The 14,690-nt window shown below is 59.9% G+C and carries 13 protein-coding genes; 5 read left to right on the top strand and 8 right to left on the bottom strand.

What is annotated here, in order from left to right; all coding sequences use genetic code 11:
• Positions 1–67: 67 nt before the first annotated feature.
• Together fadD1 and fadD2 are read right to left on the bottom strand one after the other, a co-directional pair.
• Positions 68–1,768 (bottom strand): long-chain-fatty-acid--CoA ligase FadD1, encoded by a 1,701-nt coding sequence (fadD1, locus tag PMI29_RS20920; protein ID WP_007995977.1) that lies wholly within the window; start codon positions 1,766–1,768, stop codon positions 68–70.
• Positions 1,769–2,152: 384 nt separating this feature from the next.
• Positions 2,153–3,841: a long-chain-fatty-acid--CoA ligase FadD2 gene (gene fadD2, locus PMI29_RS20915; protein ID WP_007995979.1), complete on the bottom strand. Its 1,689-nt coding sequence runs from the start codon at positions 3,839–3,841 to the stop codon at positions 2,153–2,155.
• Between the two features lie 239 nt (positions 3,842–4,080).
• Here fadD2 and PMI29_RS20910 point away from each other — a divergent pair, with 239 nt between their 5' ends.
• From PMI29_RS20910 to PMI29_RS20895, 4 genes are all read left to right on the top strand, one after another.
• Entirely contained in the window at positions 4,081–5,025 is a 945-nt protein-coding gene (locus tag PMI29_RS20910; RefSeq protein ID WP_007995981.1) for an alpha/beta hydrolase, read from the top strand.
• A 41-nt stretch (positions 5,026–5,066) separates the two neighbouring features.
• A complete protein-coding gene (locus PMI29_RS20905) occupies positions 5,067–5,537 on the top strand; it encodes a MaoC family dehydratase (RefSeq protein WP_007995982.1) in 471 nt (156 codons plus the stop codon).
• A 184-nt stretch (positions 5,538–5,721) separates the two neighbouring features.
• Positions 5,722–5,958, top strand: a complete 237-nt coding sequence (locus PMI29_RS20900) for a DUF3820 family protein (protein WP_003227425.1) — start codon at positions 5,722–5,724, stop codon at positions 5,956–5,958.
• 19 nt (positions 5,959–5,977) lie between these two features.
• Positions 5,978–7,159 (top strand): aminotransferase class V-fold PLP-dependent enzyme, encoded by a 1,182-nt coding sequence (locus tag PMI29_RS20895; RefSeq protein WP_007995984.1) that lies wholly within the window; start codon positions 5,978–5,980, stop codon positions 7,157–7,159.
• Between the two features lie 2 nt (positions 7,160–7,161).
• Here PMI29_RS20895 and PMI29_RS20890 read toward each other — a convergent pair whose 3' ends face one another.
• The 4 genes from PMI29_RS20890 to zwf form a co-directional block, all read right to left on the bottom strand.
• A complete protein-coding gene (locus tag PMI29_RS20890) occupies positions 7,162–7,887 on the bottom strand; it encodes an intradiol ring-cleavage dioxygenase (protein ID WP_007995986.1) in 726 nt (241 codons plus the stop codon).
• A gap of 217 nt (positions 7,888–8,104) precedes the next feature.
• Positions 8,105–8,770: a bifunctional 4-hydroxy-2-oxoglutarate aldolase/2-dehydro-3-deoxy-phosphogluconate aldolase gene (locus tag PMI29_RS20885; protein ID WP_007995989.1), complete on the bottom strand. Its 666-nt coding sequence runs from the start codon at positions 8,768–8,770 to the stop codon at positions 8,105–8,107.
• Positions 8,771–8,787: 17 nt separating this feature from the next.
• The gene (gene pgl / locus PMI29_RS20880) at positions 8,788–9,501 is read right to left on the bottom strand and encodes a 6-phosphogluconolactonase (RefSeq protein ID WP_007995991.1); all 714 of its coding nucleotides are present in this window, start codon (positions 9,499–9,501) and stop codon (positions 8,788–8,790) included.
• On the bottom strand, positions 9,488–10,957 hold the full coding sequence (gene zwf / locus PMI29_RS20875; protein WP_007995992.1) for a glucose-6-phosphate dehydrogenase: 1,470 nt from the start codon (positions 10,955–10,957) through the stop codon (positions 9,488–9,490). Before zwf ends, pgl begins: the two co-directional genes overlap by 14 nt.
• Before the next feature lie 228 nt (positions 10,958–11,185).
• Here zwf and PMI29_RS20870 point away from each other — a divergent pair, with 228 nt between their 5' ends.
• Positions 11,186–12,046 (top strand): MurR/RpiR family transcriptional regulator, encoded by an 861-nt coding sequence (locus PMI29_RS20870; RefSeq protein ID WP_170948639.1) that lies wholly within the window; start codon positions 11,186–11,188, stop codon positions 12,044–12,046.
• Positions 12,047–12,171: 125 nt separating this feature from the next.
• Here PMI29_RS20870 and PMI29_RS20865 read toward each other — a convergent pair whose 3' ends face one another.
• Both PMI29_RS20865 and PMI29_RS20860 read right to left on the bottom strand, forming a co-directional pair.
• Positions 12,172–13,026, bottom strand: coding sequence for a D-hexose-6-phosphate mutarotase (locus PMI29_RS20865; RefSeq protein WP_007995994.1), 855 nt, complete (start codon positions 13,024–13,026; stop codon positions 12,172–12,174).
• Positions 13,027–13,140: 114 nt separating this feature from the next.
• Positions 13,141–14,487 carry a carbohydrate porin gene (locus PMI29_RS20860; protein ID WP_007995995.1) on the bottom strand — a complete coding sequence of 449 codons (1,347 nt, stop codon included), beginning with the start codon at positions 14,485–14,487 and terminating at the stop codon, positions 13,141–13,143.
• Positions 14,488–14,690 lie beyond the last annotated feature (203 nt).

Below are 14,690 nucleotides of genomic sequence, written 5' to 3' on the forward strand. Positions count from 1 at the left end.
CGACCATCGCGAGCAAGCTCGCTCCTACAGATGCAAAAAGCCCCGCATCAGCGGGGCTTTTTGTTGATTACGCGGTGGTTTTTTTCGCGTTGATCTTCTTCAGCTCTTCATCGCGCAATTCACGACGCAGGATCTTGCCGACGTTGGTGGTCGGCAGTGCATCGCGGAACTCCACGGAACGCGGGACCTTGTAGCCGGTGACGTTGGCGCGCATGTGCTCCATCACCTGTTCCTTGGTCAGGGTCACGCCCGGCTTGGCGACGATGAAAATCTTGATCGCCTCGCCCGACTTCTCGTCCGGTACACCGATGGCCGCGCATTGCAGCACGCCCGGCAAGGTGGCCAGCACGTCCTCGAGCTCGTTCGGGTACACGTTGAAACCGGAAACCAGGATCATGTCTTTCTTGCGATCGACAATGCGCATGTAGCCATCGGGCTGGATCAGCGCGATGTCACCGGTCTTCAGCCAGCCTTCGCTGTCGAGGATTTCATCGGTGGCTTCCTGGCGCTGCCAGTAACCCTTCATGACCTGCGGGCCCTTCACGCACAGTTCGCCGATTTCGCCCATCGGTTGTTCGACACCGGCATCGTTGATGACTTTGCACAGGGTCGACGGCACCGGAATGCCGATGGTGCCGACCTGGATGTTCTGGATCGGGTTGACCGTGGCCACAGGGCTGGTTTCGGTCATGCCGTAGCCCTCGCAGATGGCGCAACCGGTGACTGCCTTCCAGCGTTCGGCCGCGGCCAGTTGCAGGGCCATGCCGCCCGACAAGGTGACTTTCAGGGCGGAGAAGTCCAGCTTGCGGAAGCCTTCGTTGTTGCACAGGGCCACGAACAGTGTGTTCAAACCGACGAAGCCGCTGAACTTCCACTTCGACAGTTCCTTGACCATCGCCGGCAGGTCACGCGGGTTACTGATCAGGATGTTGTGGTTGCCGATCAGCATCATCGCCATGCAGTGAAAAGTGAACGCATAGATGTGGTACAGCGGCAGCGGTGTGATCAGGATCTCGCAACCTTCATTGAGGTTGGAACCCATCAGCGCCTTGCACTGCAGCATGTTCGCCACCAGGTTGCGGTGGGTCAGCATCGCGCCCTTGGCCACGCCGGTGGTGCCACCGGTGTATTGCAGCACTGCGACATCACCGCTGGCCGGGTTGGCTTCCGCCACTGGCTGGCCCAGGCCTTTGCTCAGCACGTCGTTGAACTTGATGGCTTTTGGCAAGTGATAGGCCGGCACCATCTTCTTCACGTACTTGATGACGCTGTTGATCAGCAGGCGCTTGAGCGGCGGCAGCAGGTCGGCGACTTCGGTGACGATCACGTGCTTGACGCCGGTTTTCGGCACCACGATTTCCGCCAGGTGCGCCATGTTGGCCAGGCAGACCAGGGCCTTGGCACCGGAGTCGTTGAACTGGTGTTCCATTTCCCGTGCGGTGTACAGCGGGTTGGTGTTGACCACGATCAACCCGGCGCGGATGGCGCCGAAGACGGCGACCGGGTACTGCAACACGTTGGGCAGTTGCACGGCGATTCGATCGCCGGGCTGCAAGTCGGTATGCTGTTGCAGGTAAGCGGCAAACGCACCGGACAATTCGTACAGTTCACCGTAGGTGAGTGTCTTGCCCAGGTTGCTGAATGCCGGCTTGTTGGCGAAGCGTTGGCAGGATTGCTTCAACACTGCCTGAATATTCGGATACTCATCTGGATTGATGTCGGCAGCAATTCCAGCTGGGTACTTATCCTTCCAAAAGTCTTCGATCATGGAAGCCCACTCCTCAGCAACGCGAATTCAGCACCGCATTTGATGCGATTATTATTGGTGTTTGGCCATTGGTGAATCTGGCTGATAGAAGGCCGAGAAGTCACAAAGCGCGCCGAGAGTAGCAGCTTTGCCAAGGGTCGACTAGAGCCAAAAGCGGCCTCTACGGTCACTTTTGTGACTCAAGACTTACAAGCGGTCATTTTAGAGCAAAAAACCTATAAAGCCCTGAAGCCCACGAAAACCGGGGCTTTAGCGTTCGCCGAAAAGCATCGCGGGCAAGCCCGCTCCCACAGGGTTCGCGTCGTTCACATCCATTGTGTACGACACGAACCCTGTGGGAGCGTGGCTTGCCCGCGATCCGCGCAAAGCGCGGCCATTCACCGATCAGGCGATATCACGCAACTCCCGCCGCAGGATCTTGCCCACCGGCGTCATCGGCAACGACTCACGCAGCACAATGTGCTTGGGTACTTTGTACGCGGTGAAGTTCTCCTTGCAGTAAGCCTTCAACTCTTCAAGGCTGACACCCGCTTCGCGGGCCACCACGAACAGCTTCACCGCCTCCCCCGACCGCTCGTCGGGCACGCCGATGACCGCACAGTTGGCGACTTTCGGGTGGGCCATCACCACGTCTTCGATTTCGTTCGGGTACACGTTGAAGCCCGAGACAATGATCATGTCCTTCTTGCGGTCAACGATTCGCACGAAACCGTCCGGGTCGATCACCGCAATGTCACCGGACTTGAACCAGCCCTCGGCATCCAGCACCTCGGCAGTGGCATCGGGTTTCTGCCAGTAGCCCTTCATGATCTGCGGGCCCTTGATGCACAACTCGCCGCGTTCGCCCAAAGGTTGTTCGACACCGTCATCGCTGATGACTTTCAGCGTGGTGCCCGGCACCGGCAGGCCGACCGTGCCGATCCGCGACTGGTCGCCGTACGGGTTGGTGCAGGCCACCGGCGACGTTTCGGTCAGGCCGTAACCTTCGGTGATGCGGCATCCGGTCAATTGCTGCCAGCGCTCGGCGGTGGCCTTGACCAGCGCAGTGCCGCCTGAGTTGGTGAGCTTGAGGCTGGAGAAATCCAGGGTCTTGAAGTCCGGGTGATCCATCAGCGCGACGAACAGCGTGTTGAGCCCCAGCAACGCCGAGAACCGCCAGTTCTTCAGTTCCTTGATGAAGCCACCGATGTCCCGTGGATTGGTGATCAGCACGTTGTGGTTGCCCGTCACCATCATGCACATGCAGTTCGCGGTGAAGGCATAGATGTGGTACAGCGGCAGCGGCGCGATCATGACCTCCTGCCCTTCGCGCAACAACGGCTGGCCATCACGTCCATGCTGACTGAGACAAGCCCGCGCTTGCTGCATGTTCGCCACCAGGTTGCCGTGGGTCAGCATCGCGCCTTTGGCCAGGCCGGTGGTGCCGCCGGTGTATTGCAGCACGGCGATGTCGTCGAGGCCGACGTTCAGCGGCTTGATTCCCAGGCCCCGCCCCATGCGCAGCGCGCTCTTGAAGGAAACAGCCTGGGGCAAGGAATAGTCCGGGACCATCTTCTTGACCTTGCTCACCACAGTGTTGACCAGCCACCCCTTGGCGGCCGGCATCAGGTCGCCCATCTTCGCTTCGATCAGGTACTGGATATCGGTGTCGGGCAGCACTTCCTGGACTTTCTGGCCGAACATGTTCAGGTACACCAGCGCCCGGGCGCCGGAGTCCTTGAATTGATGACGCATCTCCCGCGCGGTGTACAGCGGGTTGGTGTTGACCACGATCAGCCCGGCGCGCAAGGCGCCGAACACGGCAATCGGGTAATGCAGGACGTTGGGCATCTGCACCGCGATGCGGTCCCCCGGCACCAGGTCGGTGTGGGCTTGCAGGTAACCGGCGAAGGCCGCGCTGTGGCGTTCCAGCTCGGCATAGGTCAGGGTGATGCCCATGTTGCTGAACGCAGGGCGGTCAGCAAACTTCTTGCAGGAACGCTCGAACACCTCGATCACCGACTTGTAGGTTCCCAGATCGATATCCAGGGGTACGCCGGCCGGGCGTTTGTCATTCCAGAAATCAGGTTGCATTGTTCTTGTCCTCTTTACCTGAATCTATCCGGGGCCACTTTTCTGTCATTTCTCTCTGATCCCTCAAAGGCAGAAAGCGAAAAGCGGAGCTTCACGGACACTAGCAGCTATGGCGATTCAGGCAAATATGCCGAAAGCCGTCATTGATCGTGTGAATCTTCCTGCCTTGCTGTGGGCTGATCAGACGCGTGCAACGGGATGCGCTATACAATGCAACGACTCAGTGCAAAGGAACCGCCATGACCCATGACACTTTCTGGCTGACCACGAGCGACCACAGCCGTCTCTTCGTCAACCAGTGGCTTCCTGACGGCAGCCTCAAGGCAATGATTCTGCTGGCCCACGGCATGGCCGAACACAGCGGTCGCTATGGCCCCCTTGCGGAAAAACTCTGTGATCAGGGCTATGGCGTGTGTGCGCCGGACCTGCGTGGACATGGCAAAACTGCCGAAAACGGGACGCTCGGGCATTTCGCCGATGACGACGGCTGGTGCAAGGTCGTGAGCGACCTGGCCTGCCTCAACCAGCACATCGGCCAGCAGCACCCTGGCGTACCGATCGTGCTGCTGGGCCACAGCATGGGCAGTTACATCGCCCAGGCCTATCTGCTGCACCACAGTGCCAGCCTGCACGGGGCAATCCTCAGCGGCTCGAACTTCCAGCCCGTGGCGCTTTATCGCGCGGCACGGCAAATCGCCCGTATCGAACGCCTGCGCCAGGGCCAAAAAGGACGCAGCGCATTGATCGAATGGCTGTCGTTCGGCTCGTTCAACAACAAATTCAAACCGGCACGCACGCCGTTCGACTGGCTCAGCCGTGATCCGGCGCAGGTCGATCTGTACGTTAACGACCCGCTCTGCGGTTTTCGTTGCACCAATCAACTGTGGATCGATTTGCTCGGTGGCTTGCAGCAAATCAGCAAAGCGTCCAATCTCGCCCAGATCGATCCGGGTCTGCCGCTGCTGGTGATTGGTGGTGAATGTGATCCGGTGAGCGAAGGCAAACGTCTGAAGGATCTGGCCGGCGCGCTACGGGCGGCCGGCAGCCAGCACCTGCAACTGACCGTTTACCCGCAGGCGCGGCACGAACTGTTCAATGAGAGCAACCGCGATGAAATCATCGCCGATGTGCTGAACTGGATCGCACAAGCCTTGAGCGCCCCTCGGCCGCACCGATCCGAATAGTTTTTTGTGAATTTTTTAATTCGTCACAGGAATTGAGATAGATGACCCAGGTTACCAACACCCCTTACGAAGCCCTTGAAGTCGGCCAGACCGCCAGTTTCAGCAAGACGGTCGAAGAGCGCGACATCCAGTTGTTCGCCGCGATGTCCGGCGATCACAACCCGGTGCACCTGGATGCCGAGTACGCCGCCAGCACCATGTTCAAGGAGCGCATCGCCCACGGCATGTTCAGCGGCGCGTTGATCAGCGCGGCGGTCGCCTGCGAATTGCCTGGACCGGGGACCATCTACATCGGCCAGCAAATGAGCTTTCAAAAGCCGGTGAAGATCGGCGACACCCTGACCGTGCGCCTGGAAATCCTGGAAAAACTGCCGAAGTTTCGCGTGCGCATTGCCACCCGCGTGTTCAACCAGCGCGATGAACTGGTAGTGGATGGCGAAGCGGAAATCCTTGCGCCACGCAAGCAACAAAGCGTGACCTTGACCACGCTGCCCGCGATCAGCATCGGCTAACCCTCTGTGGCAAGGGGGCTTGCCCCCTCGCCACTGTCCCCGCAGCACCTCAACTACTGCAGTCTCTTGCAATTCCTGTTCGCATAAAAAACGCCAGGCTAGCTGGCATTATTTATGTCGGTCATTTGGCCTCCATGCAGAAGGCCTGTATTTTCCAGACTGACTGAATCAAGACGACCGATCGATGAATCCTGAAAAACTCGAACTGCTGATCACCCGCGAAATGCCCTTCGGCAAGTACAAGGGGCGAATCATTGCCGACCTGCCCGGCCCTTACCTTAACTGGTTCGCCCGGGAGGGTTTCCCCCATGGTGAGTTGGGTGGCCTGCTGGCCCTGATGCAGGAAATCGATCACAACGGTTTGTCGGACTTGCTCGAACCGCTGCGCGCCAAACACGGCAAACCGGCCCCGCGCCACTGAATCACCTACCGAGTACCCCATGCCCGACAACACCCGCCGCGCCCGTGATGAAGCCTTCTGGCAAACCTTTGCCGACCGTTACGATGTCGAACCCGGCCCGCTCAACCTGGAGAACGGTTACTTCGGGCGCATGTCGCGCACGGTGGTCGAGGAGTACCAGCGCAACATCGAGCTCATCAACCGCAGCAACTCGGTGTACGTGCGTCAGCGTTTCGAACAGGCCGACAGCCTGAAGATCCGCGCGCAACTGGCCAGGATGATTGGCGTACCCGCCGACAGCATCGCCCTGACCCGAAACGCGTCGGAAGGTTTGCAGTCGCTGATCCGCAACTACAACCGGCTCCAGCCCGGCGATCAGGTACTGATTTGCGATCTGGAATACGACACGGTCAAAGGCGCCATGCGTTGGCTGGCACGCAATCGTGGTGTCGAAGTGATCGAGATCGAACACGCGCACCCGGCAACCTTCGACAGCCTGCTCAATACCTATCGAGAAGCCTTCGCGCGGCACCCACGGCTGAAGTTGATGGCCCTGACCCACGTCACCCATCGCACGGGCCTGGTAATGCCGGTGCAGGCGATTGCAGCCGCCGCGAAAGAACATGGCATCGACGTCATCCTCGACGGGGCCCATGCCCTCGGCCAACTCGAATTCGACCTGGCCGAACTCGGTATCGCCTTCGCCGGCTACAACCTGCACAAGTGGATCGGCGCACCGCTGACGCTCGGTTTCATCTACATCGCCCCCGAACGCCTGGCCGACATCGATCCGGACATGGGCGAGATGCATTTTCCGCCCACTGACATTCGCGCCCGTACCTCGTACAGCACCCCCAACATCCCGGCACTGCTGACCCTGCCGCTGGTACTCGAAGAACATTGGGCGATGGGTGGTGCCGCGGCCAAGGGCGCGCGGCTCAATTACCTGCGCAATCGCTGGGTCGGTGCGGCGCGGCAGTTACCGGGCATCGAAGTCCTGACCCCGGATGACCCGCGCCTGTATTGCGGCATTACGTCGATGCGCTTTACCCGGCATGCCGACCAGCAAGTCATGGTCGAGCGCCTGCTCAATGAGTACAACCTGTTCACCGTGACGCGCAGTGGCGCGGCGTGCGGTCCGTGCATCCGCATTACACCGGGGCTGACTACTACGGCGGCCGACATGGATGTGCTGGCCAGGGCACTGACCGAACTGGGCTGACCTCAGACGGTGTACTTGTCGAAGTCTTCGGGTTTGATCTGTGTCGACACGGCGAACGTGTCGATGCCGATGGTCATCTGCCCGAAGTATCCGTCTTCAGCCGAATCCCGCCCCAGGGTGTGCACGCTCAAGGTCGATTTGTCACCGCCCATGGTTGTATAAAAAAAGTCCTTATCGTTGCTCAGTACCGGTACGGCTCGGCCGCTGTACGGTCGGCTGCCGAGCACCGAACGCGAGGCCACCTCAGGCAGGTAAAGCTGCCCGACCCAGGCGACATGCCGCTCCTGCAAATAGTTGTTGCCGGTCGTGATGCGCACGGCGACGTGAATGTGCAGGGCACGACCGGCGTAAAAGCCCGGATAGATCGTGGTGAAGCGCACGATGCCCGACTTGTCGGTAAACTGCCCGCCGCGCAGGTAGGTATCGTCATCGGTTCGCGGGACAGCGCCAATGTCACCGGTATCGACCTCGACATCCGGGTTGATCTTGCTCCAGCCGGAATAGGCCCCCCGCGCATTACAGTGCCAGATATCCACCAGCGCATCGGGGACTGGCTCACCGGTCATGGCATCGACAATGGTCAGCCGCAGCACCAACGGAATGCCATCGGCACCTTCGCTGATGTTTCTGCGGATCAGTTTCGGATTGCGGAAATACGGGCCGGCAATCTGTTCGGGGGCCAGCAGGTAAACCGGTGCTGAGGGGACTGCGAAGGTGTTGTCTTCCATGACGTTCTCTCTTCCATAAGATGAACGCAGGCTAGCACCGGTCGACTTTCGGCATGCGGTAACTATGTATCGCATGATGCCCCTGTGGGAACGAGCTTGCTCCCACAGGGGCGGGATGAGTCGATCCAGGCAACTTTCTTCAGGCAAAAAAAAACGGTGCACCGACCAAGCGCACCGTAAAGCCGTAGAACACACAACGAGGTGTCGGGTGAAGCGATCAGTCCAGCAGCGCCAAAGCCTCGGCGGTGCACTCCTGAATGCGGGCCCAGTCGCCGTTCTTGATCCACTCCGGATCAAGCATCCAGCTACCGCCCACGCACATGACGTTTTTCAATGCCATGTAGCTCTTGATGTTGGCAGGTCCCACGCCGCCGGTCGGGCAGAATTTCACTTCGCCGAACGGGCCGCCCAGGGCCTTGATGGCCGCGACGCCGCCGCTGACTTCCGCCGGGAACAGCTTGAAGCGGCGGTAACCCAGACCGTAGCCTTCCATGATGCCCGAGGCATTGCTGATACCCGGCAACAGTGGAATCGGGCTGGCGACACTGGCTTCGAGCAGGTCACGGGTGATGCCCGGCGTAACGATGAATTGCGAGCCCGCCGCCTCCGCCGCAGCCAGCATGTGGCGATCGAGCACAGTGCCAGCACCGGTCACCAGCTCCGGGCGCTGCTCGCGCAGAATCTGGATCGCCTTGAGGCCGAATTGCGAACGCAGGGTCACTTCCAGGGCCGTCAGGCCACCGGCCGCGAGAGCGTCAGCCAGCGGCAGAATGTCCTGCTCGCGGGCGATGGTGATCACCGGCAGAATCCGCGCTTTCGCGCAGAGGCTGTCGATCAGGGCAACTTTGTCCGCCATGGAAACGGTCGGGGATGGGTTTGTCATAGCGGCTGTTCCTTGGCTCATGGGCACCAGTAAATCTCTAACGTGGGTTGCAGGAATGCGCGAACCGGCATTGCGGCGACATCGTCACCCGCCAGTGCGGTACTCAGGGTGGTCAACTTGGACTGACCGGAAATCGACAGAACTTTGTGCTTGGCCGAGGCCAGCAGCGCGCGGCTCATGGTCAGGCGCTGATGCGGCACGGTTGGCGCCAGCATCGGCCAGCAACGACGGACACCGTCGGCCTGCAATGCTTCGGCAAGGTTCGGACTGTTGGGGAACAGCGACGCGGTGTGGCCGTCATCGCCCATGCCGAGGATCAGCACGTCGATCACCGGCAGTTCGGACAGCAAACGGTCCGCCTGCTCGGCAGCCTGTTCAAGGTTGGCACTGGCGCTGTACAGACTCAGGAATTGCGCCTTGGCCGCCTGACCTTGCAACAGATAACGCTTGATCAGGCCGGCGTTGCTGTCGGCGTGTTCGACCGGCACCCAGCGTTCGTCGGCCAGGCTGATCACCACATTCGACCAGTCCAGCGTCTGCCTGGCCAGGTGCTGGAAAAACGCCACCGGGCTGCGGCCACCGGAAACCACCAGGGTCGCAGTGCCCCGGGCTTCGATCGCGTCGCTCAATTGTTTGGCCACATTCAGTGCCAAACCTTCGGCCAGCAACACCGGGCTCTTGAACGCATGGGCGCTGACGCCCTGCGGCAGTTTCAGTTTAGATATCGCCATACCACGACCTCCCGTCCCGCGTGATCAGAGCAATGGAGCTCATCGGCCCCCAGGACCCGGCCGCGTACGGCTTGGGCGCATCACCGGATTTCTTCCACCCGGCGATCAACTGGTCACACCACTTCCACGCGGCTTCGATTTCATCTTTACGGACAAACAGGTTCTGATTGCCGCGCATCACTTCCAGCAACAACCGTTCGTAGGCATCGGGAATCCGTGCGCTGCTCCAGGTGTCGGAAAAATTCAGCTGCAACGGACCGCTGCGCAGCTGCATGCCTTTGTCCAGGCCTTGGTCTTTGGTCATGACACGCAAGGAAATGCCTTCGTCCGGTTGCAGGCGGATAATCAGCTTGTTGCTGATTTGCAGGCGCTGCTCGGGAGCGAAAATGTAGTGCGACGGTTCCTTGAAGTGGATGACGATCTGCGACAGCTTCTGCGGCATGCGCTTGCCGGTACGCAGGTAAAACGGCACGCCTGCCCAGCGCCAGTTGCGGATGTCGGCACGCAGGGCGACAAAGGTTTCGGTGTCGCTCTGGGTGTTGGAATTGGGTTCTTCCAGGTACCCCGGCACCGCTTTGCCTTCGCTGTAGCCGGCGATGTACTGGCCGCGCACCACCTGAGTGGTCAGGCCTTCCGGGCTGATCGGCGCCAGGGCCTTGAGCACTTTGACCTTCTCGTCACGGATGCTGTCGGCGGACAGGTCGGCCGGCGGGTCCATGGCGATCAGGCAGAGCAGTTGCAACAGGTGATTCTGAATCATGTCCCGCAGCTGGCCGGCCTTGTCGAAGTAGCCCCAACGGCCTTCGATGCCAACCTTCTCGGCCACGGTGATTTCCACGTGGGAAATGTAATTCTGGTTCCACTGGGTTTCGAACAGGCTGTTGGCGAAACGCAGGGCGATCAGGTTCTGGACGGTTTCCTTGCCCAGATAATGGTCGATGCGGTAGGTGCGGTTCTCCGGGAAGAATTGCGCCACGGCGTCGTTGACCTTGCGCGAGGATTCCAGGTCCGAGCCGATGGGCTTTTCCAGCACCACACGGGTGTTTTGCGCCAGACCGACCTTGGCCAGGTTCTCGCAAATCGCGCCGTAGACGGCTGCCGGCGTGGCGAAGTAGGCAATGACACGTTGCGTGGCACCGGCAACTTCGGCCAGGGCCACATAATCTTCGGACTTGAGGAAATCGACGTGCAGGTAACTCAGGCGCGCCAGAAAACGCTCGACCACGGCTTCGTCCAGCTCTTTGGCACCGACATAGCGGCGCAGCTCGGCGGCGATGAACGCCAGGTGTTCCTGCTCGCTGCCAGCCTCACGGGCCAGCGCGATGATGCGCGTGTCCTCGTGCAGCAGGCCGGCACCGTCAAGTTGATAGAGGGCAGGAAACAGCTTGCGCAAGGCCAGATCGCCAAGGGCGCCGAACAAGGCAAAGGTGCACGGTTCAACCGTAATCGAGAGCATGATGTTTGTTCTTTTATCAAGTTAAGCTACAAATACCTTTTTTCAAGGCATCACTCAAGGGAAAATGTAGTAATAACCACAACATTTTCGCAAAATACAGATTCCGAGTGGTGGTCGGTCGGAGCCATCAGTAGGATAGGCCACCGTTACGGGCCTCACCAAAGGCCCTTTTTGCATTAGCCGCGCGCTTATCGGCGCCGGTGAATCAAGGAATCCCATATGGACCGCGTGCGAAATTTACTGGAACAAATCCAGAATCGCCTTGAAGAGCTGAACAAGGCCGAGCGCAAAGTCGCCGAGGTGATCCTGCTCAACCCGCAGCAGGCTACCCGGTTCAGTATCGCCGCCCTCGCTCAGGCTGCTTCGGTCAGTGAACCGACGGTCAACCGTTTCTGCCGTTCGTTCGGCGTCAGCGGTTACCCCGAGCTCAAACTGCAATTGGCGCAAAGCCTGGCCAGTGGCGCCGCGTATGTCAGCCGCGCGGTGGAAGCCGACGACAACCCTGAAGCCTATACCCAGAAGATCTTCGGCAGCGCCATCGCCTCGCTGGACAGCGCCTGCCAGGCCCTGGACCCGAACCTGATCAGCCGCGCTGTCGACCTGTTGATCCAGGCGCGGCAGATCCACTTCTTCGGCCTCGGCGCCTCGGCCCCGGTGGCACTGGATGCGCAGCACAAGTTCTTCCGCTTTAACCTCGCCGTCACCGCCCACGCGGACGTGCTGATGCAGCGCATGATTGCCTCGGTGGCGCATACCGGCGAATTGTTCGTGATCATTTCCTACACCGGCCGCACCCGCGAACTGGTGGAAGTGGCGCGCATCGCCCGGGAAAACGGCGCCTCGGTCCTTGGCCTGACCGCCGAGAACTCGCCATTGGCCAAGGCCAGCACCCTGAGCCTGAACATCCCGCTGCCGGAGGACACCGACATCTACATGCCGATGACTTCGCGGATCATTCAGTTGACCGTGCTGGACGTGCTCGCCACCGGCATGACGTTGCGCCGGGGCGTGGATTTCCAGCCGCATTTGCGCAAGATCAAGGAGAGCTTGAATGCAAGCCGGTATCCCGTTGGGGATGAGTTTAATTAATCCAGCATCTCCATCGCCCTGAATGGCCTCATCGCGAGCAAGCTCGCTCCCACAGGGGAATGCATTCCAAATGTGGGAGCGAGCTTGCTCGCGATGGCGGTATACGGAGCACCACAGATGCTGAGCTAAACCCCCACCCGCGCCTGCAAACTCAAATGCGCCCGCTCCCCCGGTTTCAGGCACAGGCTGTCGGTGCCGCCGCTTGCTGCCTCTACGCAAACGAATTCGGATATCTCGTTCCAAGTCACGCCAAGCAATGGCCGCGAGCCGGGATGCCACACCACCGTGTCGGCCGTTTCACCCGTATCGATGCGCAGCGCCCGCTGCCAGGCATGGTCATTGAGTTGTAATTCACCGTCGTGCTGGAACACCCGCTGACAACCGCCGTCCACGCGTAATTCGCCTTCCTGCTGACAAACCTGTCGGTTCAACTGGTCGTAACCCTGCGCACCTTCGAGCCCAGACAGCGCTACCTCGCTGACATCGCCAATACGCCAGTACGCATGCAAAGCCTGGCTCAACTGGCACGGCATGTCATCCTGATGCTCGGTGCTCAGGCGCAACTCCATGCGCTCACCCAGGTGCGCGTGCAGGTCTACCTGCCAGTCGCACAACTTCAGTTGCCAGTGCAAACGCACGCCATCGTCGCCACTGTTGCTGTCGAGCAGTTTCCAGTCGAGCAATCGGGCCCAGCCATGGGACGGCCAGGCGTTTTCGCTCGGATGCCGGCCATACCACGGCCAACACACCGGCACGCCACCGCGAATGGCACCGACCTGCGGCCACTTCGCCGCGCACCACAGCCAGGGCTTTTGTCCCTTGGGCTGGAAGTGCAACAACTGCGCCCCCTGACGACTGAACACCGCCTGACACAGCGGATGATCGATCACCAGCACGTCGCGCATCTGATAGCGCTCCCACGCGAACACGGAACGCTCGCGCAAGGATTTGAAGAAGCGTTGTAGCGGATGCTCAAGCATGTGCCACGATCCTGAAAATCATCTGTCACCGGGGTGCGCGGCCCGCAAAAAAAAGCGGACAGCCATGGCTGTCCGCAAATATGCGCACATGGAGAGAAGCTTATCGCAGACGCGTCAGAACACCGACTGAATTTTCAGGCCAGCCACCAGCGCGTTGTCGACTTGATCCACACCCCCCGGGTGCGTGATGTATTGCAGGTTGGGACGCACGGTCAGCCAGTTGGTTACGTGGAAACCGTAGTTGAGCTCGTAGTTGTATTCGGTTTCACGAATGGGCGAGAACAGCGGATTATTGTAGTCCGAAACACCGTTGGCTGCGTTAGTCAGCTCGGCGTTTTTCTTCACGTCATCGTTGACATGGATACGGGCGAAACCGATACCCATGTCATCCTTCGGACGCGCGTCGAACGGGCCCTTGTACACGAACATCAGCGACTGGTAGTTGTCGACGACGTTAGTGTCCTTGTCATGGAAGGTGGCGTTGGCGGCGATGTTCAGACCGCGAGAAGCGTCACCGTTGTGACTGGTGAGTTGCTGCTGCGCGACGAACCAGTAGCCGTGCTTGCTATCGTGGACGCGGAATGCGTTGCCGGTGGTCGCTGCGTCCTGACCGTTGTCGTCCTTGAGAACGTCATCAGCAGGGGCTGTGCTTTTGTAGTAACCGACACGGTATTCACCCGGCAGGCTGTTGACCTTCGGCGACCAGACCAGCTCGACCGGCAAAACGGTGCCAGCTGTACCGCTGCCGCTGAGCTTGAAGCCGTTTCCGTGCTCCAGTTGCGACGGGTTCTGGTTGTACGCGCCAATCTGGGCGTAGAGCTCGTCGTTGATGTTGTACTTCACGCGGATCGCCGCCTGGCTGACCGGCCAGTTGAACCAGACGTTGGTGGCCCAGTTACCCACCTGGGATCCGCAGAACGCCAGGTTCTGGAATTCGCACGGGAAGGTGTTGAAGTCTTCACCTTCGCCGAAGTAACCGGCCTTGACGTCCAGTTTGTTGTCGAAGAACTGGTGCTGAATCCACAACTGGGTCAGACGCACCATATGGCCACGACCGAAGACTTCCTGGGAGGAACTCAGGGTGCCGGCACGCGGGTCGCCGATACGATCGTTGGAGATGTTCTCGCCGTTACGGTTGGTGAGCTGGATCTTGGCCTGGGTGTTATCCCAGCCGAACAGTTTTTCCAGGTCCAGCGCCGCGCCCAGGCCGAACTGGTCGGCGTAGCGCGCGGTCTTGTCATCGTTGAAACCGCCATGCAGATTGCCGCCGACTTCACCGACGTAGTCCATCTTGATGTCGATGCCTTGCTCGATCAGCTTGGTACGCTCGCCACCCCAGTCGCCCGTCATCCACTTGGAGTCGGAGCTGAACGCTTCATCGGCCATCGCATTGCCGGCCAGAACCAGTGCTGCCGCTGCTGACACTTGGCAGATCAACCGGGCCTTGTTCTTCATCTTCATCCCTACATCCTCGTTTTATTGTTATTAACTTTTCTTTTTTTAACGCGGTTACAACGGTTGCGACGGATGTCTCCACCCGACGCATATCCCCCCCTGTAGGAGCGAGCTTGCTCGCGATGGTCTCAATTGCACCGCGTTCACCCAGTCGGTGCACGTCATCGTTAACGTCCATCGCGAGCAATCGAGCGTCGACCGGCTGCTCC

This window comes from Pseudomonas sp. GM49, assembly GCF_000282355.1.
Taxonomy (GTDB): Bacteria; Pseudomonadota; Gammaproteobacteria; order Pseudomonadales; family Pseudomonadaceae; genus Aquipseudomonas.